General features: G+C 70.5%; 14 protein-coding genes and 1 tRNA gene. 9 read left to right on the top strand and 6 right to left on the bottom strand.

Annotated features, from left to right (window positions below; all coding sequences use genetic code 11):
- Positions 1-3 precede the first annotated feature (3 nt).
- From ACFVH5_RS11585 to ACFVH5_RS11570, 4 genes are all read right to left on the bottom strand, one after another.
- The gene (locus ACFVH5_RS11585; RefSeq protein ID WP_384804738.1) at positions 4-1,392 is read right to left on the bottom strand and encodes an OFA family MFS transporter; all 1,389 of its coding nucleotides are present in this window, start codon (positions 1,390-1,392) and stop codon (positions 4-6) included.
- 123 nt (positions 1,393-1,515) lie between these two features.
- Positions 1,516-3,660, bottom strand: a complete 2,145-nt coding sequence (locus ACFVH5_RS11580; protein WP_385833340.1) for an acetate--CoA ligase family protein — start codon at positions 3,658-3,660, stop codon at positions 1,516-1,518.
- A gap of 3 nt (positions 3,661-3,663) precedes the next feature.
- Positions 3,664-4,917, bottom strand: a complete 1,254-nt coding sequence (frc, locus tag ACFVH5_RS11575; RefSeq protein ID WP_385833367.1) for a formyl-CoA transferase — start codon at positions 4,915-4,917, stop codon at positions 3,664-3,666.
- Between the two features lie 31 nt (positions 4,918-4,948).
- Entirely contained in the window at positions 4,949-6,634 is a 1,686-nt protein-coding gene (locus ACFVH5_RS11570; RefSeq protein WP_385833339.1) for a thiamine pyrophosphate-binding protein, read from the bottom strand.
- A gap of 187 nt (positions 6,635-6,821) precedes the next feature.
- Between ACFVH5_RS11570 and sucC the strand changes: the two genes are divergently transcribed.
- The 5 genes from sucC (at position 6,822) to ACFVH5_RS11545 (ending at position 11,884) form a co-directional block, all read left to right on the top strand.
- A complete protein-coding gene (gene sucC / locus ACFVH5_RS11565) occupies positions 6,822-7,952 on the top strand; it encodes an ADP-forming succinate--CoA ligase subunit beta (protein WP_385833338.1) in 1,131 nt (376 codons plus the stop codon).
- An 11-nt stretch (positions 7,953-7,963) separates the two neighbouring features.
- Entirely contained in the window at positions 7,964-8,863 is a 900-nt protein-coding gene (gene sucD, locus ACFVH5_RS11560; protein ID WP_385833337.1) for a succinate--CoA ligase subunit alpha, read from the top strand.
- 218 nt (positions 8,864-9,081) lie between these two features.
- The gene (locus ACFVH5_RS11555) at positions 9,082-10,647 is read left to right on the top strand and encodes an aldehyde dehydrogenase family protein (RefSeq protein ID WP_385833336.1); all 1,566 of its coding nucleotides are present in this window, start codon (positions 9,082-9,084) and stop codon (positions 10,645-10,647) included.
- Between the two features lie 214 nt (positions 10,648-10,861).
- A tRNA-Leu gene (locus ACFVH5_RS11550) sits at positions 10,862-10,946 on the top strand.
- Positions 10,947-11,185: 239 nt separating this feature from the next.
- Positions 11,186-11,884, top strand: a complete 699-nt coding sequence (locus ACFVH5_RS11545; RefSeq protein ID WP_385833335.1) for a response regulator — start codon at positions 11,186-11,188, stop codon at positions 11,882-11,884.
- A 3-nt stretch (positions 11,885-11,887) separates the two neighbouring features.
- Here the strand turns inward: ACFVH5_RS11545 and ACFVH5_RS11540 are convergent, their stop codons facing one another.
- Together ACFVH5_RS11540 and ACFVH5_RS11535 are read right to left on the bottom strand one after the other, a co-directional pair.
- Positions 11,888-13,543 (bottom strand): aKG-HExxH-type peptide beta-hydroxylase, encoded by a 1,656-nt coding sequence (locus tag ACFVH5_RS11540; RefSeq protein WP_385833334.1) that lies wholly within the window; start codon positions 13,541-13,543, stop codon positions 11,888-11,890.
- A gap of 105 nt (positions 13,544-13,648) precedes the next feature.
- On the bottom strand, positions 13,649-13,783 hold the full coding sequence (locus tag ACFVH5_RS11535) for a hypothetical protein (RefSeq protein ID WP_263973071.1): 135 nt from the start codon (positions 13,781-13,783) through the stop codon (positions 13,649-13,651).
- Positions 13,784-14,175: 392 nt separating this feature from the next.
- Here ACFVH5_RS11535 and ACFVH5_RS11530 point away from each other — a divergent pair, with 392 nt between their 5' ends.
- The 4 genes from ACFVH5_RS11530 (at position 14,176) to fusA (ending at position 20,077) form a co-directional block, all read left to right on the top strand.
- Complete coding sequence (locus ACFVH5_RS11530; protein ID WP_385833333.1) at positions 14,176-15,816, top strand: protein kinase; 1,641 nt, start codon at positions 14,176-14,178, stop codon at positions 15,814-15,816.
- Positions 15,817-16,656, top strand: coding sequence for an N-formylglutamate amidohydrolase (locus ACFVH5_RS11525; RefSeq protein ID WP_385833332.1), 840 nt, complete (start codon positions 15,817-15,819; stop codon positions 16,654-16,656).
- Position 16,657: 1 nt separating this feature from the next.
- Positions 16,658-17,617, top strand: a complete 960-nt coding sequence (locus ACFVH5_RS11520) for a DUF429 domain-containing protein (RefSeq protein WP_385833331.1) — start codon at positions 16,658-16,660, stop codon at positions 17,615-17,617.
- 321 nt (positions 17,618-17,938) lie between these two features.
- A complete protein-coding gene (gene fusA / locus ACFVH5_RS11515; protein ID WP_385833330.1) occupies positions 17,939-20,077 on the top strand; it encodes an elongation factor G in 2,139 nt (712 codons plus the stop codon).
- Positions 20,078-20,209: the final 132 nt, after the last annotated feature.

Here is a 20,209-nt window from a genome sequence, read left to right as displayed (position 1 = left end):
CGGTCAGGCCATCTCCTCACCGATGGGGTGCGGGTTGGGTACGACGCTCTTGGCGCTGGGCCGGCCGGGAGCCCGCAGGAAGAGCGCCAGGACCGCGGAGCCGAGACCGATGCTGCCGGCCAGTGCGAAGGCGCCCCCGTAGCCCCAGGCGCTCACGACGATCGCTCCCACGCCGGAGCCGACGAGACCGGAGATGAGCTTGGAGCTGTAGACCATGCCGTAGTTGGAGGCGTTGTTGTTCTCTCCGAAGTAGTCCGCCGTCATCGCCGCGAACAGCGGGAAGATCGCGCCGCCGCCGAAGCCGGAGATCATCGAGCAGACCAGGAAGAACGGCATCGAGCCCAGGTTCCCGGAGAAGAACACGCCGAACTGCGAGCAGCCGAGCACGACACAGACGATGACGAGGGTGTTCCGGCGGCCGTAGCGGTCCGAGATCCAGCCGATGACACCCCGTCCGGTGCCGTTCACGATGGCCTTGAGCGACATGGCGGTGGCCACGATGCCGCCGGCGAACCCCATCTCCTTTCCGAAGGGGACCTGCATGGCGATACCGAAGATGTTGATGCCGGCCGTGCACAGGAGACAGAACCACATCATCCACAGCACGGGCGTCCTGGCCGCCTCGCGCGGTGTGTACTGCTTGACCGCCGGCGGGTTCTTCGCCAGCGCCCGTACGACCCGCGGGTCGGTCGAGGTCTTCAGCGGGTCCACGTGCGCGGGCCACCAGTTCTTCGGCGGGTCCTTGAAGAACCAGCCGGCGAACGCGACGACCGTGCAGCAGATCACGCCTACGAAGACCAGCACCGTCTCGTAGTTGGACAGGTCCATGTACGAGGTGAACAGGAACACGAAGGGCACGGAGCCGTAGGCGAAACCGCCGTTGACCATGCCGGTCTTGCCGCCCTTGCGCTCCGGATACCACTTGCCGACCATGTTCACACAGGTCGCGTAGACGAGTCCGGCGCCGATGCCGCTGAACATGCCGAAGCCTATGTAGGCGACGATCACATGCGGCGCGAACGCCAGCGAGAGATAGCCCAGGAGTGTGCCGCACGCGCCCAGCATCATGGCGTACCGCGCGGGGAGCCGTCCGCTCTCGCGCAGTTGGCCGGCCGGGAAGGCCACGGCCGCCTGGAAGAAGATCCAGACGCCCATCAGCCAGAAGATGTGCCCACTGTTCCAGAGATGGGCCTCGTGCAGGGTGTCCTCGGCGGAGGTGAACGCGTACTCCGAGGAGCTGATGCCGAGCATGCCCATCCAGGGGAAGAGCACCATGGTCCAGCGTGGTCGCCCCATGATGTCCCGGTCGGTCTCGCCGATCCGGTACAGGCGGCCGTTGCGGTCCGTCACCTCCCTGTAGGGGACGGGTGTAGTGAAGTCGGTGGTTGTCATGTCTCGTAGCACCCCTTGCGTCGAAAGATCTGGCCAGCGCCCCCTGTCCAATGCCTTTCGTGTGCGCACGGGTCCCGGGGCGGGCCGACGCGCACCGTCGGCCCGCCCCTTCACCGGGTCAGGTCATGAACCGCCCCCCAACAGCCCCGCCGCCCGCGCCCAGCGGTACTTCGCACCGAGCACCGCCACCGGCTTCTCCGTGGTGTACGGGTAGGCCACGACCCCGTGCTCGTAGAGGTACTGGCAGGCCTCCTCGACCTCGACGTCGCCCGCGAGCGACGCCACGACGGGCTTCTCGATCCCGCGCTCCCTGAATTCGGCCACCACGCGCGCGGTGAGCTCGGCGAAGACCATGGGAGGGGTCACGATGGTGTGCCAGTAGCCGAGGACCAGCGAGTGGATCCGCGGGTCCTCCAGACCGAGCCTGATCGTCGCCTCGTATGTCGACGGGGGCTCGCCGCCCGTGATGTCCACCGGGTTGCCGGCGGCCCCGAAGGGCGGGATGAACTTCCTGAAGGAGGCGTCCAGGTCCGGCGGGATCTCCATCAGGGTCAGGCCGTTGTCGGTCACCGCGTCGGACAGGAGTACGCCACTGCCGCCGGCGCCCGTGATGATCACGATGTTGTCGCCCTGAGGGGTCGGCAGCACCGGCAACGCGCGCGCGTACTCCAGCATTTCGTTCAGGCCGGGCGCCCTGATGACACCGGCCTGCTTGAGGATGTCCTCGTACACGGCGTCGTCGCCCGCGAGGGCGCCCGTGTGCGAGCCCGCGGCCTTCGCCCCGGCCGCCGTACGGCCCGCCTTCAGGACGACCACCGGCTTCTTGGGAACGGTCGCCCGCGCGGCCTCCACGAAGGCCCGCCCGTCCTTGAGGTCCTCCAGGTGCATGGCGATGCACTTGGTGTTGGGGTCCTCGCCGAACCAGGTCAGCAGGTCGTCCTCGTCGAGGTCCGACTTGTTGCCGAGCCCCACGATCGCGGAAACACCCGTCTTCGTGGTGCGCGCGAAGCCCAGAATGGCCATCCCTATGCCACCGGACTGCGAGGTGAGGGCGACACCGCCCTTCACGTCGTACGGCGTGCAGAACGTGGCGCACAGGTCCTGCCACGTCGAGTAGTAGCCGTAGATGTTCGGCCCGAGCAGCCGGACGCCGTACCGCTCGCCGATGGCCACGATCTCGTCCTGCAACTCGTGCTCACCGGTCTCCGCGAAGCCGGAGGGGATCAGTACGGCGTTGGCGATCCCCTTGCGTCCCACCTCCTCCAGGGCCGAGGCCACGAACTTGGCCGGGATGGCGAAGACCGCCACATCCACCTCACCGGGAACGTCGGTGACACTCTTGTACGCCTTGCGGCCGAGAATGTCATCGGCCCGGGGGTTCACCGGATGGATCTCTCCGGAGAAACCGCCGTCGATGAGGTTGCGCATGACCGAATTGCCGATCTTGCCCTGTTCGTTGGAGGCGCCGATCACGGCCACCGACGACGGCTGCATCAACCGGCGCATCGAGGTGAGGATCTCGTCGCGGCCGTACTTGCGGCGGGGCTTGGGCACCGACTCGGCCAGGATGACCCGGATGTCCGCGGCCATCGCGCCCTCCGGGGTGGAGATCACCGGGTTCAGGTCCACCTCGGCGATCTCGGGGAAGTCCGCGACCAGTTCGGAGACCCTGCGGATCTGCTCGGCGACCGCCCACCGGTCCACCGCCGGCGCGCCCCGCACCCCGCGCAGGATCTCCGCGGCCCGGATCGAGTCCAGCATCGACAGCGCCTCGTCCGGGTCGACGGGCGCCAGCCGGAACGTGACGTCCTTCAGGACCTCGACCAGCACACCGCCGAGCCCGAACGCCACGACCTTCCCGAACGTCGGATCGGTCACCGCGCCGACGATCACCTCCTGCCCCTGGGGCAGCAGTTCCTGCACCTGTACGCCCTCGATGCGGGCCTGCGCGTCGTACGCCCGGGCGTTCTCGACGATCTTGTGGAAGGCGGCGCGTACATCCGCCGCGCCCTCCACACCGACGATCACGCCGCCCGCGTCGGTCTTGTGGAGGATGTCCGGAGAGACGATCTTCATCACGACGGGACCGCCGAAGCGCGCCGCGTAGGCGACCGCCTCGTCGACGTCGGTCGCCAGCTCCTCACCCGGAACGGCGATCGCGTACGCGTCGGCGACCACCTTGCCCTCGGGTGCGGTCAGCGCCGTCCGTCCTGAGGCCCGCACGGCGTCGAGGAGCCTGCGTACCCTCAGCACCCGGTCTTCGGCCATCAATCAGATCACTCCGTTCGACTTGAGCAGGCGCAGCTCCTCGTCGCCGAGCCCGAGCTCGCCGACGTACACCTCTTCGTTGTGCTCGCCGAGCAGCGGCGAACTGGTCACGTCCACGGGGGAGTCGGAGAGCTTCAGGGGGCTGCCCACGGTCACGAAGTCGCCCCGCTCGGGGTGCGGCACCGTCACGACCATCTCGTTGGCGACCAGCGACTCGTCCTCGATGATCTCCTTGGTGGAGAGGATCGGGCCGCACGGGATGTTGTGGGCGTTGAGCTTCTCCAGCACCTGCCACTTGGGGAGCGTGGACGACCACTCCTCGATCAGCTGGAACATCTTGGTGAGCTGGGGAAGGCGTGCCTCCGGCGTGGCCCACTCGGGGTCGTCCGCCAGCTCCGGCCGCCCGATCAGCTCGGAGAGCGGCTTCCAGCCGACGGGCTGCACGATGACGTAGACGTAGTCGTTGGGGCCGCCCGGCGCGCACTTGACGGCCCAGCCGGGCTGGCCGCCGCCGGACGCGTTTCCGGACCTGGGAACTTCGTCGGCGAAGTCGTCGTTGGGATATTCAGCCAGCGGCCCGTGCCCGAGGCGCTGCTGGTCCCGCAGTTTCACCCGGCACAGATTCAGTACCGCGTGCTGCATGGCCACGTTGACGCGCTGCCCGCGTCCCGTGTTCTCCCGCTGGAACAGGGCGGCGAGGATCGCGGCCACCGCGTGGATGCCCGTGCCCGAGTCACCGATCTGGGCTCCCGTCGCCAGCGGCGGCCCGTCCTCGAAACCGGTGGTCGACATCGACCCGCCCATGGCCTGAGCGACGACCTCGTACGCCTTGAAGTTGGTGTACGGGCCGTCCCCGAACCCCTTGATGGAGGCATAGACGATCCGCGGATTGATCTCCTGGATGCGGTCCCAGGTGAAGCCCATGCGGTCGACCGCGCCCGGTCCGAAGTTCTCGACCATGACGTCCGAGCGCCGGATCAGCTCGGTGAGGATCTCCTTGCCGCGCTCGGTCTTGGTGTTGAGGGTGATGCTCCGCTTGTTGCAGTTGAGCATCGTGAAGTAGAGGGAGTCGACGTCGGGAAGGTCGCGCAGCTGCTTGCGTGTGATGTCCCCGGTCGGCGCCTCCAGCTTCACGACGTCCGCGCCGAGCCAGGCGAGCAGCTGGGTGGCGGAGGGACCGGACTGGACGTGCGTCATGTCGAGGACACGGACGCCTTCTAGGGCCTTGGCCGAGGCCGCCGGCGTCGCCGTGGGCATCGTCGCTGTCGTTGTGGTCAACGGTTCCACCTCACTTGTACATCGTCTGGTTCATGGTTCCGGGGGCGTACGCGTCCGGGTCGACCCAGACGTTGATGAGCGACGGCTTGCCCGACTCACGGGCGCGCTGGAGGGCGGGGCCGATGTCGGCGGGGTCGCGGACCTCCTCGCCGTAACCGCCCAGCATCTGCGCGAACTTGTCGTAGTGGACGTCGCCGAGGGTGTTGCCGACGCGCTCGCGCTCCAGGCCGTACTTGGCGGCCTGGCCGTAGCGGATCTGGTTCATGGAGGAGTTGTTGCCGACGATGCCGACGAAGGGGAGGTCGTAGCGGACGAGGGTCTCGAAGTCCCAGCCTGTGAGGGAGAACGCGCCGTCCCCGAAGAGGGCGACGACCTCCTTGTCGGGCCGCGCCTTCTTGGCGGCCAGCACGAACGGGATGCCGACGCCGAGCGTGCCGAGCGGGCCCGGGTCCATCCAGTGCCCGGGTGACTTGGGCTGCACGACCTGCCCGGAGAAGGTGACGATGTCGCCGCCGTCGCCGATGTAGATGGAGTCCTCGGTCAGGAAGTCGTTGATCTCGCTCACCAGCCGGTACGGGTGGATGGGCGAGGCGTCGGACTTCAGGCTCGGCAGCCGCTTCTCGATGGCGGTCTGCTCGGCGGCGCGCAACTCGTCGAGCCACTCCTTGCGCTTCGACGCACCCCCGTTGAGGCGTCCGGAGGCGGCCTCCGCGACCGACTTCAGGACGAGCCCCGGGTCGCCGACGATGCCGAGGTCGATGTCCCGGTTCTTGCCGACGGTCCGGTAGTCGAGGTCGATCTGCACGACGGTCGCGTCCTGCGACAGCCGCTTGCCGTAGCCCATGCGGAAGTCGAAGGGCGTGCCGACGATCACGATGACGTCGGCGTTGGAGAAGGCGTACCTGCGGGAGAGCTGGAAGTGGTGCGGGTCTCCGGGCGGCAGCGTGCCGCGTCCGGCGCCGTTCATGTAGGCGGGGATGTTGAGGGTGCGTACGAGATCGATGGCGGACGCGGTGCCCCGGGTCGTCCACACCTGGCTGCCCAGCAGGATCGCCGGCTTCTCGGCGTGCACGAGGAGGTCGGCGAGCTTCTCGACGGCCTCGGGGTCACCGGCCGAGCGGGTCGAGGCCCGGTACTGCCCGGCGGCGGGCACCCGGGCCTTCTCCACCGGCACCTTGGCGTCCAGGACATCGCGCGGGATCTCCAGGAAGGACGGTCCCGGCGCTCCGTGGTAGCACTCGCGGAACGCCATGGACACCATGTCGGCGGCCCGCGCGGTGTCCGGCACGGTCGCTGCGAACTTGGTGATCGGCGTCATCATGTCGACGTGCGGCAGGTCCTGCAGGGACCCCATCTTGTGCTGCGTGTGGGCCCCCTGGCCGCCGATCAGCAGCATGGGGGACTCCGCGCGGAAGGCGTTGGCGACACCCGTCACGGCGTCGGTCGTGCCGGGGCCGGCGGTGACGACGGCGCAGCCGGGCTTGCCGGTGATGCGTGCGTAACCGTCGGCGGCGTGGGCGGCGACCTGCTCGTGGCGTACGTCGACAACCTCGATGCCTTCGTCGACGCAGCCGTCGTAGATGTCGATGATGTGGCCGCCACAGAGGGTGTAGATGACCTCCACACCCTCCGCTTTGAGTGCCTTGGCGACCAGGTGCCCACCGGAGATGAGGTTCTGGCTGTTGTCGTCGGGCATGGCGAAGTCCTGTCCCTTCGTAGGGGATGTGGCGCGCGGAAACGCAGCTCATACGGGGTGCGCGCACTGTTCGTGGATGCCGTCGCGGTACATTGCATACAGTCGACGAATACTGTATGAAGCTTGTTATCCCGCATCCGGTGGGTGGTGTCCAGGGGGCGTGCGGCACTTTTAAGAGGGAGCCGAGATGGACCTGTTCGAGCACCAGGCAAGGGAACTCTTCGAAGAACACGGCATCTTGGTGCCGAGGGCGGAGGTCACCGACTCGCCCAAGGAGGCACGCGAGATGGCCCGCAGGCTGGGCGGCCGCGTCGTCGTCAAGGCGCAGGTGAAGACCGGTGGACGGGGCAAGGCGGGCGGCGTGAAACTCGCGGCAGACCCGGCAGCCGCAGAGATCACGGCACGCCAGATCCTCGGCATGGACATCAAGGGCCACACGGTCGGCAAGGTGATGCTGGCCCAACCGGTCGACATCGAAGCCGAGTTCTACGTCAGTTACGTACTCGACCGCGCGGCCGGCCGGTTCCTCGCGATCGCCTCGGCCGAGGGCGGCATGGACATCGAGGAGGTCGCCGCCACCCGCCCCGACGCGGTGGCGCGGATCCACATCGACCCGGCCGAGGGCGTCACCTCGGCGAAGGCCGCCGAGATCGCGGAGGCCGCGGGGCTGCCCCCGCAGACCGTCGACGTCCTGGTCAGGCTCTGGGACGTACTCACCCGAGAAGACGCCGTACTCGTCGAGGTCAACCCCCTCGTCCGTACGGCACAGGGGCAGATCCTCGCCCTCGACGGCAAGGTCACCCTCGACGACAACGCCCGCTTCCGGCAGGCACGCTGGGGTGATCAGGAATCGGCCCACGACGACCCGCTGGAGGCCGCCGCCGCGGGCAAGGGCCTCAACTACGTGAAACTGGACGGCGAGGTCGGCATCATCGGAAACGGCGCCGGTCTCGTCATGTCGACGCTCGACGTGGTCGCCGGCTGCGGCGCGCGCCCCGCCAACTTCCTCGACATCGGCGGCGGTGCCTCCGCCCAGATCATGGCCGACGGCCTCTCCGTCATCCTCTCTGACCCGGCCGTCAAGTCCGTCTTCGTCAACGTCTTCGGCGGCATCACCGCCTGCGACGCGGTCGCCGACGGCATCGTCCAGGCCCTGGACACCGTCCAGTTGACCAAACCGCTGGTCGTCCGACTCGACGGCAACAACGCCGTACGGGGCCGCGCGATCCTCGACGACCGCGCGCACCCCCTGGTCCAGCAGGCCACCACCATGGACGGCGCCGCGCGCCGCGCCGCCCAACTCGCGAACGCAGCCTGAAGGAGCGGGACATGGCCATCTACCTCACCAAAGAGAGCAAGGTCCTCGTCCAGGGAATGACCGGCGGCGAGGGCATGAAGCACACCCGGCGCATGCTCGCCGCGGGAACCGACGTGGTCGGCGGCGTCAACCCGCGCAAGGCCGGCCGGAGCGTCGACTTCGACGATCGCGCCGTCCCCGTCTTCGGCTCCGTACGAGAAGGCATCGAGGCGACCGGCGCCGACGTCAGTGTCGTCTTCGTCCCGCCGGCCTTCGCCAAAGCGGCGGTGGTCGAGGCGGCCGACGCGGGCATAGGCCTCGCCGTCGTCATCACCGAGGGCATCCCGGTCCACGACTCGGTCGCCTTCACGACGTACGCGAAGGCCAGGGGCACGCGGATCGTCGGCCCCAACTGCCCCGGTCTGATCACCCCGGGCCAGGCCAACGCGGGCATCATCCCCGCCGACATCACCAAGCCCGGCCGTATCGGCCTGGTTTCCAAGTCCGGCACGCTCACCTACCAACTCATGTACGAGCTGCGGGACATCGGCTTCTCCACCTGTGTCGGCATCGGCGGCGACCCCGTCGTCGGCACCACCCACATCGACTGCCTCGCCGCCTTCCAGGACGACCCCGACACCGAACTCATCGTCCTCATCGGGGAGATCGGCGGCGACGCCGAGGAACGCGCGGCCGCGTACGTCCGCGACCACGTCACCAAACCCGTCATCGGCTACATCGCCGGCTTCACCGCCCCCGAGGGCAAGACGATGGGCCACGCGGGCGCCATCGTGTCCGGCTCGTCCGGCACCGCCCAGGCCAAGAAGGAGGCCCTGGAGGCGGCCGGCGTACAGGTGGGCGGCACCCCGACCGAGACGGCCCGGCTGGTACTGGCCCGCCTCGAAGCGGGACGTGATGTCACTCATAGTTGACCCGGCGTCACTTACGGACGCCGAGATGCGTCGCTAGCGTCGCCGGTACGAAGGTCCGCCGGTGCGAAGGTCCGTAGTCCCTGACGGCTTTCCCCGACGACCTTCCCGCACGTTCCCGTACGACGTCTCCGTGCCGAGCACGCACCGCCGGTGCTCGCGCACGCGGGACCAGCCATGAACGACCGCCCCCGACTGTGCACCGAGAGCGGAGCAACCGAATGGCACCCACCCTCACACCCGACCTCACGCCCACCCTCACCCTCAAGGCCCACACCTCGTGGACCGACGCCTGGCAGCGCTGTCTCGCCGTGGCACCCGAGGCCTTCCAGGACGACCGCGTCCGTAACCTCTGGGGCGCCGCCTGGCAGGCGGACGGCCGGACACTGCCCGCCACCAGCCCCGTCGACGGCAGTCCCATCGCCGGGCCGCCGCGACTGGACGGCGCCACGGCCCACCAGGCCGTCCGCGCCGCCCTCGACCACCACCGCGCCTGGCGCCACGTACCCCTCGAAGAGCGCCGGGCCCGCGTCGCGGCCACCCTGGACGCCCTCACCCAGCACCGGGAACTGCTCGCCCTCCTCCTCGTCTGGGAGATCGGCAAGCCCTGGCGGCTCGCGCAGGCCGACGTCGACCGCGCCATCGACGGCGTGCGCTGGTACGTCGACGGAATCGAACCCATGCTCGCGGACCGGACCCCGCTGGACGGACCCGTGTCCAACATCGCGAGCTGGAACTACCCGATGAGCGTGCTCGTTCACGCAATGCTGGTACAGGCACTGGCAGGCAACGCGGTCATCGCCAAGACCCCGACCGACGGCGGCGTCGCATGCCTCACCCTGGCCTGCGCGCTCGCCGCCCGCGAGGGGATACCCGTCACCCTCGTCAGCGGCAGCGGAGGCGAACTGTCCCAAGCGCTCGTGCGCGCGCCCGAGATCGGCTGCGTCTCCTTCGTCGGCGGCCGGGACACGGGCGCCGCGGTGGCCACGGCCGTCGCCGACCTCGGCAAACGGCACGTACTGGAACAGGAGGGACTGAACACCTGGGGCATCTGGAACCACACCGACTGGGACGCGCTGACGGCCGTCGTCCCGAAGCTCTTCGACTACGGCAAGCAGCGCTGCACGGCCTACCCGCGCTTCGTCGTCCAGCGTGAACTGTTCGACGAGTTCCTCGCGGCGTACCTCTCGGCGGTCGAGACCCTCCGCGTCGGCCACCCGCTGGCCGTCGAGCACCCCGACGACCCGTATCCGCAGCTGGACTTCGGGCCGGTGATCAACGCGGCCAAGGCGAAGGAACTGCACGACCAGGTCGCCGAGGCCATCGACCGCGGTGCCGTCCCCCTGCACCGCGGCAAGCTCGCCGACGCCCGCTTCCTGCCCGGCCAGGACACCTCGGCGTACGTCCAGCCGGTCACGATCCTGAATCCGCCCCCCTCCTCCCCGCTCCACCACGCGGAACCCTTCGGCCCGGTCGACACGATCGTCCTGGTCGACACGGAGGCGGAACTGCTGGCCGCGATGAACGCGTCGAACGGCGCGCTGGTCGCGACCCTGTCCACCGACGACGAGGCCACGTACAAGCGGCTGGCCCCGCAGATCCGTGCCTTCAAGGTCGGCCACGGCAGGCCCCGCTCCCGGGGCGACCGCGACGAGCTGTTCGGCGGCTTCGGCGCGTCCTGGCGCGGCGCGTTCGTGGGCGGCGAACTGCTGGTGCGCGCCGTCACGCACGGGCCGGCGGGGGAGCGGCTGCCGGGGAACTTCCCGGAGTACCACCTGATGCCGTGACCCCGCCGTGCCCCCGCCGTGACCTCTGATGTCATGACCGTCCCCACCCGACCCGTAGCTTGTTGGTCACCCAGAGTGAGGTCGTAGAGCGTCGTCCGCGCCCCGAGCGGCACCCCGCCGAGGCGCGGAAACGCAGGTGAAAGCCACTCCGAAAGCTTGGTATTGTTGTCCATGTCGCCACGGGGAACACCCCCGTACAAGCGGCAGACACCTGGTCCGGGTGGCGGAATGGCAGACGCGCTAGCTTGAGGTGCTAGTGCCCTTTATCGGGCGTGGGGGTTCAAGTCCCCCCTCGGACACTCACTACAGCGGTACGCGGATGAGGGCTACGACCTGAGGGTCGTGGCCCTTTTCGTATGCCGCCGCCACGGCCCACCTGCCGGACCGCGTGATTTCCCGGAGTCCTCGGGACTGCCGTCGCGGCGCAACAGCCCGTCGTGCGACAGGAGTTCTACGCTGCAACCGGACGCTGATCATGACGGCGTGAGGTAGCGCTCCGTAACGCCTCACGCCAGTCCGGGTGTGAGGAAGATCGAGAATGGCCGAAGAGGTCCACGACGCCGATACGTCTGTGGTGTTGATAGAGAGCATCCCCCTGGTCCTGAGCGGCTTGCGTTCCGCGCTTGAGGACGGCGGGATCGGCGTTGTCGCGGGGACCCACGATCCGCACGCCGGCGTCCGGGCGGTCCGGGAGGAGAAGCCCGACGTGGTCCTCGTCGACCTCGACCTGCCGGCCCACGCGGGAATCGGGCTGCTTCAGCAGTTGCGCCGGCAGAGCCCGCCCCTGCGGCTGGTCGCCATGGTCTCCCCGGACCACGACGACGACAAGTTGCTGCTGACCGCGCTGATGGCGGGAGCCACGGGCTACCTGCTCAAGAACACGGAGACGGGAGACCTGCTGCGTACCGTACGAGCCGTGCGACGCGGGTACGTGACGCTGGGGCCCCGGACCGGCAGCGAGCTCTTCACGTTGCTGAAGCGCCTGGCGGAGGCCGACGAGACGCTCCCGTTCCCGGCCCTGACGAACCGGGAACGAGAAGTGCTGCGACTGGTCTCCCTCGGCTACGGAAACCGCCGGATAGCCCAGGAGCTGTTCATATCCGAGAAGACCGTACGCAACTACGTCTCCGCCATCCTGCCGAAGATCAACGTGTCGAACCGGCTGGAGGCCATCGTGTCCGCCCGGCTGACCGGCCTGGAGACGACCTATCCGGACACGGGCTCCGTGGGTGTGTAGGCGTCACCCGTCATGGGTGACCAGGCCGGAGGCCACGAGCAGGCGCAGGCTGTCGCCGACCTGCCGGCCGACCTCCTCCGAGCCGGCGGTGAGACCCGCCGCGCGCGCGTAGGCCGTGTGCAGCGAGCCGAGGTCGCGTCCGTCGCACAGGGAGTAGACGGTCCAGGAGCGCGCGTTCAGCCAGTGCATCCGGGCCGACCGCGCGGGGCTGACGACGAGTTGCCCGAGGCCGGGCAGGGCGCACGCGTCCACCGGCGTCACGCGCTGGAGCGCGCCTGTGGGACCGCCCTGCTGAGAGGGCCCCGGTTCGGCGGGCCGAGTCGTGGCCGCCCGCTCACGAGGCCGCGGGGCGTCCTCGTCCACGAGGCGCAGGGCGGTGAGGAGCCAGCGGGCGAACCGGTGCCCGTGTTCGGTGAGTGCCTCGTCCGGCAGCGACAGAACGCACTCGGCGAGGTAGCGGGCCCTTTCCCCACTGGTGCGGTACGCGCCGTTCAGGGCGGCGGGGGTACCCGGGCTCGGCTCGTCGAGGTCCTCGGCGGGCGGGGGCGGACCGAACCGCTCACGGACCGCTTCACCTGCCGTGTCGGCCGCGGCCCGGAAGACCAGCAGGTGCACGTAGAAGTGCAGGGCGACGAACACCCGGATGACCGTCCAGGAGCCGATCCGCCACGGGATGGGGACCTGCTCGGTGGCGTTCCTGACCACGGAACCCGTCCGGAGCGCGTCGAAGAGCTTGAGGTGGGCGCCCTCGTGCAGCAGGCTCTCGGCGGCGAGCCACGGAGACGTGCAGCGTTCGGGCGCGAGCAGCACGGTCGAGGGCAGCGGATCGCCGCCCGACATGGACTGCAGGGGACCTTCCTCGCTCTCCCGGCTGGTGAAGCCGACCACGCCGACGTGTCCGAGCACGCCGGCTCCGGCGGCGGGCAGCAGGGTGGCGAGGAGTTCCGCGCCGTCCCGCAGGACGGCGAGGGTCTCGTCCGTCGGGTCGACGGGGCCCGCTGCCCGGCCGTCGCCGAGCGCGTCCCGGTACAGCTCCATGAGTCGCTCGGCCAGCAGCTTCTGCGCGTCACCCTGCGGTGCGGGTTCGGCCAGCACCCAGGCGTCCCCGAGACCGGGCCAGGCGGGCCGGTGCGGACGCATGAGGGCTTCGGAGGGACCTGCGGAGGGCACCGCGTCAGAGGGCGCCGCGTCCATGGTCGGCGTACCCGTGGCCGGTGCGTCCGCCACCGCACCGGTGGTCAGATGACCGCGTACGTACGCGGCGAACGAACTGTGTTCGAACCGGCCGCTGTCCAGTCGCGCGAGGTCGACCTCGAAGCAGTTGCGCAGCACGGGGTCGTACAGCAGGGGGCGCAGGCGTTCGTCGGATGCGGCGGCCGTCTCCCGCAGCACGTCCGCGGCCTCGGCGTCATGCCGCGCCAGCATGGTGAGGCCGAGGCGGAACCGGGCGAGATTGCGCTCGCCGATGGCGGGGGAGTCGCCGAACTGCCGGTCGGCACAGAGCAGAGTGTCGGCCTGCGCCACCCGGTCGGCGGCCGGCCCTGCGGTGGCCTGTCCTGCGGTGGCCGGTTCAGCGGCGACCGGTCCGGCGGGGGCCGGCGAACCCGGCCGGTCGGTGGAAGCGGAGGCCGGCTGGGCGGCGGAGAGCGAGGAGGACAACGACGGACCGTCCTTCGGGGGCGCGGGCGAGATGACGGACGTGAGACCTGGGACGACCGGCACCGGACCCGTCACGGGTCCGGTGCCGACCGAACGCGTCGGACGTCAGGCGGCGCGGACCGCCTGGTACGACGGGAGCCAGGCGCGCTCCTCCGGTGCGTCGACGGCCACCAGCGGCGACTCGTCGTCGAGGTACGTCTGCGGAGCCAGCTCGGGGGTCTCGATGAGGTCCACCAGCATGTCTTCAGTCCCTTCGGTCGTGTGCGGACGGAATGTTCCCGGCGAGGGATCACCCCACCAGGAACATCATCTTCCGCTACCGCACGTCCCACACCGAGGGGAGCGTTGTCCCGGAACCTGTCCCGTACACGTGTCGCGGATAGCGGCAAAGGAAGGCTGATGGGACCCATGTCGCGCCCTGTTCCCCACCACCGCGGTGTGACGGGTGCGGCACGTCCGGTAGCCCTGTGCTCCGCCCCGCGACGCGGCCCGGCTCCGGCCCGGCCTCCCCGCGGCCCACTTCCCTCGGCCGTCGTTCCGACGTCAGTTCCCCCCGCTATGCTCGCCGGTGTTCGAGTGATACATGGGGCCGGTGGCGAGGACGCCATCGGGAGGGGCGTGAGGCGGGCGTGTTGTCCGGCAGTGATGATCAGCAGGGTGCGGCGCACGCGGCACGGGGTGCCGGGCGTCTGATCGCGGGTCGGTACCGGCTGACCGACCAGCTCGGCAGGGGCGGCATGGGCACCGTCTGGCGGGCCCACGACCAACTGCTCGCGCGGGACGTCGCGGCCAAGGAGCTGCACGTCTTCACCCAGGGCGACGAGGACCACCGCGTATGGCTGCGCCGTGCCGTACGGGAGGCGCGGGTGGTGGCCAGGGTGCCGCACCCGCATGTGGTCGGAGTCCACGACCTCGTCGAGTACGAGGACCGGCTGTGGATCGTCATGGAACTCATCGACGGCCCCTCGCTCGCCCAACTCATCGCACGCAACGGCCCGTTGGAGCCCACGAAAGTCGCCGAACTGGGTGCCCAGCTGCTCGGCGCGCTCGACGCCGTGCACGCCGCCGGAGCCCTGCACCGGGACGTCAAACCGGCCAATGTCCTGCTGCGCCGCGACGGCAGCGCCGTCCTGACGGACTTCGGCATCGCCGTCGTCGACGACGGCGAGGCGCTCACCAACTCAGGCGAATTCGCGGGCTCCGTCGAGTACATGGCGCCCGAACGCGTCAACGGCGGTGAGGTCGGGCCCGCTTCGGACCTGTGGTCGCTGGCCGCGACACTCGTCACCGCCGCCACCGGGGCGTCCCCCTTCCGGCGCCCCGCGCACGCGGCCACCCTGCACGCCGTCGCGTACGAACAGCCCAACCTCCCGGCGCGGTTGGGCCCGCTGCTGCCGGCCGTCGAGGCACTGCTGCGCAAGGCGCCCGAGGAGCGGCCCTCCATCCCCGACGCGACGACCGCCCTGCGGCACGCCGCCGAGGGGCTCGCGGCCGACCCGAGATCGCTGCCGTCGGCCACCGTCCGGATCGCCATCCCGGCCGGAACCTCCCTCGCGGACGCGGAGACCCGCACCCGTCAGCACGTCCCGTGGACGGACCACTCGGCACCACCCACGTCGCGGTACGACGCCGCGACCGCGTCCGCGCTGATGCGCAGGGACGAGGTCCGGCGGGACAGACGGGTCATGGGGCTGGTGGTCTCCTCGGTCGCCCTCGTCTTCGCGGGGACCGGTCTCGGCCTCTTCCTCGCCGGGGTGCCGCCGTTCGAGAGGTCCGCCCAGGCCGACGCGTCGGACGGCAAGGAACCGGGCAGCGAAGCCGGCATCTCCCTCCCGGCCGGTACGCCCCTGCCGGCGACGCCCGTCGTCAACGAATCGGTGGTCCATGCCGCGGAGGGCTGGCAGCGGGTCACCGACACGCCCATCCAGTCCGGAGACACGGTCACCATCCGCTTCACCTCGGGGCAGTGGACCGTGGACGACCCCGAGATGCCACTGACAGGACCGGACGGCTACGACCCCGAGACCGACAAGTCCCTCGCCTTCGCCGCGGCCGACTGCAAGGTCAACGAGTCGGCTCCCTTCGGCGCGCTCCTCGGGCGTTTCACCGAGGCAGGGGAGGGCGAGGAGAGCCATGTCGTGGGGAAGCAGTGGACCTTCGAGGCGGCGGCCGGGGGCACGCTCGAACTGCGCATCAACGACGGCGACAACGGCTGCGTCTCGGACAACTCCGGCGACCTCTCCGTGACGGTGACCGTGGCCAAGGGTGCCTAGATGAACGGCACTTCGGACCCGTACACCCTCGAACCGGGCGACCCCGTCTCACCGGTGATCCTGCACGTACCGCACTCCTCGCGGACCGTCCCCGCGGACGTACGGAACGGCATCGTGCTCGACGATGCCGCCCTGGAGCGGGAGTTGGACCACATCACCGACTCGCACACCGCGCGGATCGCCGCGGAGGCCGCCGTCCAATGTGCCGCCCTGCCCTGGCAGTTCGTCAACCGGCTGTCCCGGCTGGTCATCGACCCCGAACGCTTCCCGGACGAACGGGAGGAGATGCGGGCGGTGGGCATGGGAGCCGTCTACACCCGCACCACGCACGGCGAACCGCTCCGACCGGTCGACGACCCGGACCGCCCCGGCCACCCGGGTGTGGTGACCGAACAACCGCTCCTGGAACGCTACTTCCACCCGTACGCCCGCGCCATGACCGACGCCGTGACACAGCGGCTGGCAGCCGCCGGGCGAGCCGTGATCATCGACGTGCACTCCTATCCCACGGACCGGCTGCCGTACGAACTCCACGGCGACGGCCCCCGCCCGCCCGTCTGCCTCGGAACCGACGCCTTCCACACCCCGCCCGACCTCCTCGCCCACGCCGAGAAGGCCTTCGCGGGCTTCGGCGGTACGGGCGTCGACAGCCCCTTCGCCGGAACGTACGTACCGCTGAGGTACTACGGCACCGACCGGCGGGTCAGTGCCCTGATGATCGAGATCCGCCGCGACGTCTACATGACCGAGCCGGGTGGTCCGGCGGGACCCGGGCTCGCCCGGGTGGCGGCCGCACTGGCGGACCTGGTCGAGACGGTCACCGGAACGTGCGAGGCCTGAGATGCCGATCGAGCGGTTCATCGGCATCGACCTGGCCTGGGCGGACGACGGAACCCGCAGGCCCAACGAGACGGGTGTCGCCGCCGTCGACGGCTCCGGCGCGGTCATCGACTGCGGCTGGACCCGCGGCCTCGACGAGACGACGGAATGGCTGGCCGGGGCGGCCGTCGACGGATCGACCCTGGTCTTCGTCGACGCGCCGCTGGTCGTCGACAACCTGGCAGGTCAGCGCCGGTGCGAGCGGGAGGTGGGCCAGCGGTACGGCCGTTGGAAGGTGAGCGCGAACAGCACCAACCTGGGCTCCCCCCGCCAGGCCGGTGTGCTCCTGCTGGAACGGCTCCGAGAGGCGGGCTGGTCCTACGACGACGGCAGGCAGGGCCCGCCGGCCGGCGGCCTCGTCCTGTCCGAGTGCTACCCGTACACGACACTCGTCGGAGCGGCCGAGCTGGGCTACGACCTGGAGCGCCCCACCTACAAACGCCGCCCGGCGCGCGTACCGTCGGCCGACTGGCGAGCGGTGCGGGCGCTGGCGTGCGACGAGTTGATCGGCCGGGTGGCGTGCCTCGCCACCGCCGATCCGCCCCTTCTGCTCGCCTCGCATCCCGTCTCCCGCCGGCTGACCGAGGAGCCTTCGCCCCGGCGGGCGGCCGACTACAAGCACCGGGAGGACCTCGTCGACGCGCTGCTCTGCGCGTGGACGGCCGCGCTGTGGTCCCGGCACGGGCTCACCCGCTGTCAGGTGCTCGGGGCGGGCAGCCCCGCCCCGCAGGGGCACGCGCCCACGATCATCGCTCCGGCCCGCACCGAACAGCGGCGGGACGGACAGCCCGGGACCGCGGAGCCCAGGACTGCGGAGCCCAGGATCGTGGAGCCCGGGGCTGTGGAGCCCAAGATCGTCGAGGCCGGGGCTGTGGAGCCCGGGACCTTCGAGCCGGGGATCGTGGAGCCCGGACGCGAATAACCCGGTGCGCCGGGCCAGTTCGGTTCCCTACACTCGCCCCACAACACGCGCCGCACACCACCGCGACGCGCCCCCGTGACCACTGAGAGGAGCCCGGCCATGCGGTACCGCACCGCTGTCGTCGTTCCTCTGTCGCGGTACGAGGTGATCCTCGTGTCTTCGCGGAGCCGGTGCGTGCTGCGCGGCCCGCACCGGATGCCCGTTCCGAACGTCTGACCCTGACCTGCGTACGTCTTTCTGCGGGCTCACACGTCACTTGACGCTTCGTACGGGAATCGCGCCGACCCCATCCGGATCAGTAGTCCTGGAAGGCCCTGGGCCGTGCGTACCGAACTCCACCCTCTCGACCCTCGCTTCTCGCATCCCGACGACCCGCTGGGTGCCGTCCGCAATCTCGGCATCCTCGCCCACGTCGACGCGGGCAAGACCACCGTCACCGAACGGATCCTGTATGTCACCGGGACCACGCACAAGCGTGGTGAGGTCCATGACGGCACGACCGTCACCGACTTCGACTCCCAGGAACGCGACCGCGGGATCACCATCTTCGCCGCCGCCGTCAGCTGTGACTGGGACGGGCACCGGATCAACCTGATCGACACTCCGGGGCACGTCGACTTCTCCGACGAGGTCGTACGGTCGCTGCGCGTGCTGGACGGGGCGGTGGCGGTGTTCGACGCCGTCGCGGGGGTCGAACCGCAGAGCGAGTCGGTGTGGCGGCAGGCCGACCGGTTCGGCGTGCCGCGGATCGCCTTCGTCAACAAGCTGGACCGGGCCGGGGCCGACCTCGACTCGGCGGTCGCGTCCATCCGGGAACGGCTGCATCCGGCGCCGCTGGTCGTGCAGTTGCCCATCGGCTCGGAGGACGGGTTCCGCGGAGTCGTCGACCTGGTGCGGATGCGGGCGCTGGTCTGGGCCGAGAGTGCCGAGAGCGCCGAAGGGATCGGCGGGGTCGAGGAAGGGCCCGTACCCGAAGCCCTGTCGGAGGAGGCGGGCCGGCGGCGACGGCTGCTGGAGGAGGCCGTCGCGGAACTCCACCCCGGTGCGCTGGAGGAGTTCTGTACGCCGGCGGGCCTCTCCCCGCAGACCCTCGCGGGCGCGCTGCGCGACCTGACCCGTACCGGTGAGGGTGTGGTCGTGCTCTGCGGCTCGGCCTACCGCAACCGGGGCATCGAGCCGCTGCTGGACGCCGTGGTCGCGTACCTGCCCTCGCCGTCGGACGTGCCCGCCGTACGCGGCACGCTGGACGGTGCCGAACAGGTGCGGGCCACCGATCCGGACGCCCCGCTCGCGGCCCTGGCGTTCAAGGTGCACTCCACCGCCACCGGGCGGCTGACCTTTCTGCGGGTGTACTCCGGGACGATCCGGAAGGGAGACGTGGTGGCCGTGCGGGACGCGAGTGGGACGCGCACCGAACGGATCGGCCGGATCCTGCGGGTCCAGGCCGACCGGCACGCCCAGTTGGACCTGGCCATGGCCGGGGACATCGTCGCCGTGGTCGGACTCAAGTCCGCCCGCGCGGGATCGACCCTGTGCGCGCCCGGGGCCCCGCTCGTCCTCGAACCGCCGGCCACCGCCGAGCCCGTCGTCTCGGTGGCGGTCGAGGCCCGGACGAGCACGGACACGGATCGTCTGGTGGCCGCGCTGGCACGGCTTGTCGAGGAGGATCCGTCGCTGGTGGTGCGGACCGACGACGAGACCGGGCAGACCGTGCTGTCCGGCATGGGCGAACTGCATCTGGAGGTGGCGGTGGAGAAGATCCGCCGCGCCCAGGGGCTGGACGTCCGGGTCGGCCGGCCGAGGGTGGCCTACCGGGAGACCGTCGTACGCGGAGTCGCCGGGCTCGTCTTCCGGCATGTCAAACAGGACGGCGGGGCGGGCCAGTTCGCCCATGTCGTGCTGGACGTGGAGCCGTTGGAGGTCGACGCCGAACGGGAGGACGGGGGCAGCGTGACCGGGTTCGAGTTCCGGTCGGCCGTCGTCGGCGGCCGGGTACCGCAGGAGTACGTACGAGCCGTCGAGGCCGGTTGCCGGGACGCGCTGGGCGAGGGTCCGCTCGGCGGGCATCCCGTGACCGGGCTGCGGGTCGTCCTGCGGGACGGGGCGACCCATGCGAAGGACTCGTCGGAGATGGCGTTCCGGACGGCCGGACGGCTGGCCCTGCGCGAGGCGCTGCGGGCCAGCGCGATGGCGGTGCTGGAACCGGTGGTCGAGGTCACGGTCACCGCTCCCGACGAGGCCGTCGGCGGGGTCCTCGGCGACCTGGCGGCACGGCGCGGCCGGGTCACCGGATCGGCCACGCGGGCGGGTGCGGCAATCGTCACAGCCACGGTGCCCCTGGCCGAACTGTTCGGCTACGCGACACGCCTGCGAAGCCGCACGCAGGGCCGGGGGGTTTTCACCACCCGCCCCACGGGGTACGCCCCGGCGCCGACACCGGGGACACCCGCGCCCCGGTAGTCCGGGCGGACTCCGGAGCGCGGGTGCGTCCCACGGGCACGGGGTACGTCCTGGCGCCGACGCCGGGGACACCCGCGCTCCGGTAGCCGGGACGGACTCCGGAGGGGGTGTGTCCCACCGGGGTACGCCCCG

The sequence above is a fragment of the Streptomyces sp. NPDC127119 genome (assembly GCF_042677425.1).
GTDB lineage: Bacteria > Actinomycetota > Actinomycetes > Streptomycetales > Streptomycetaceae > Streptomyces.
This window is presented reverse-complemented; position numbering and strand designations above follow the sequence as displayed.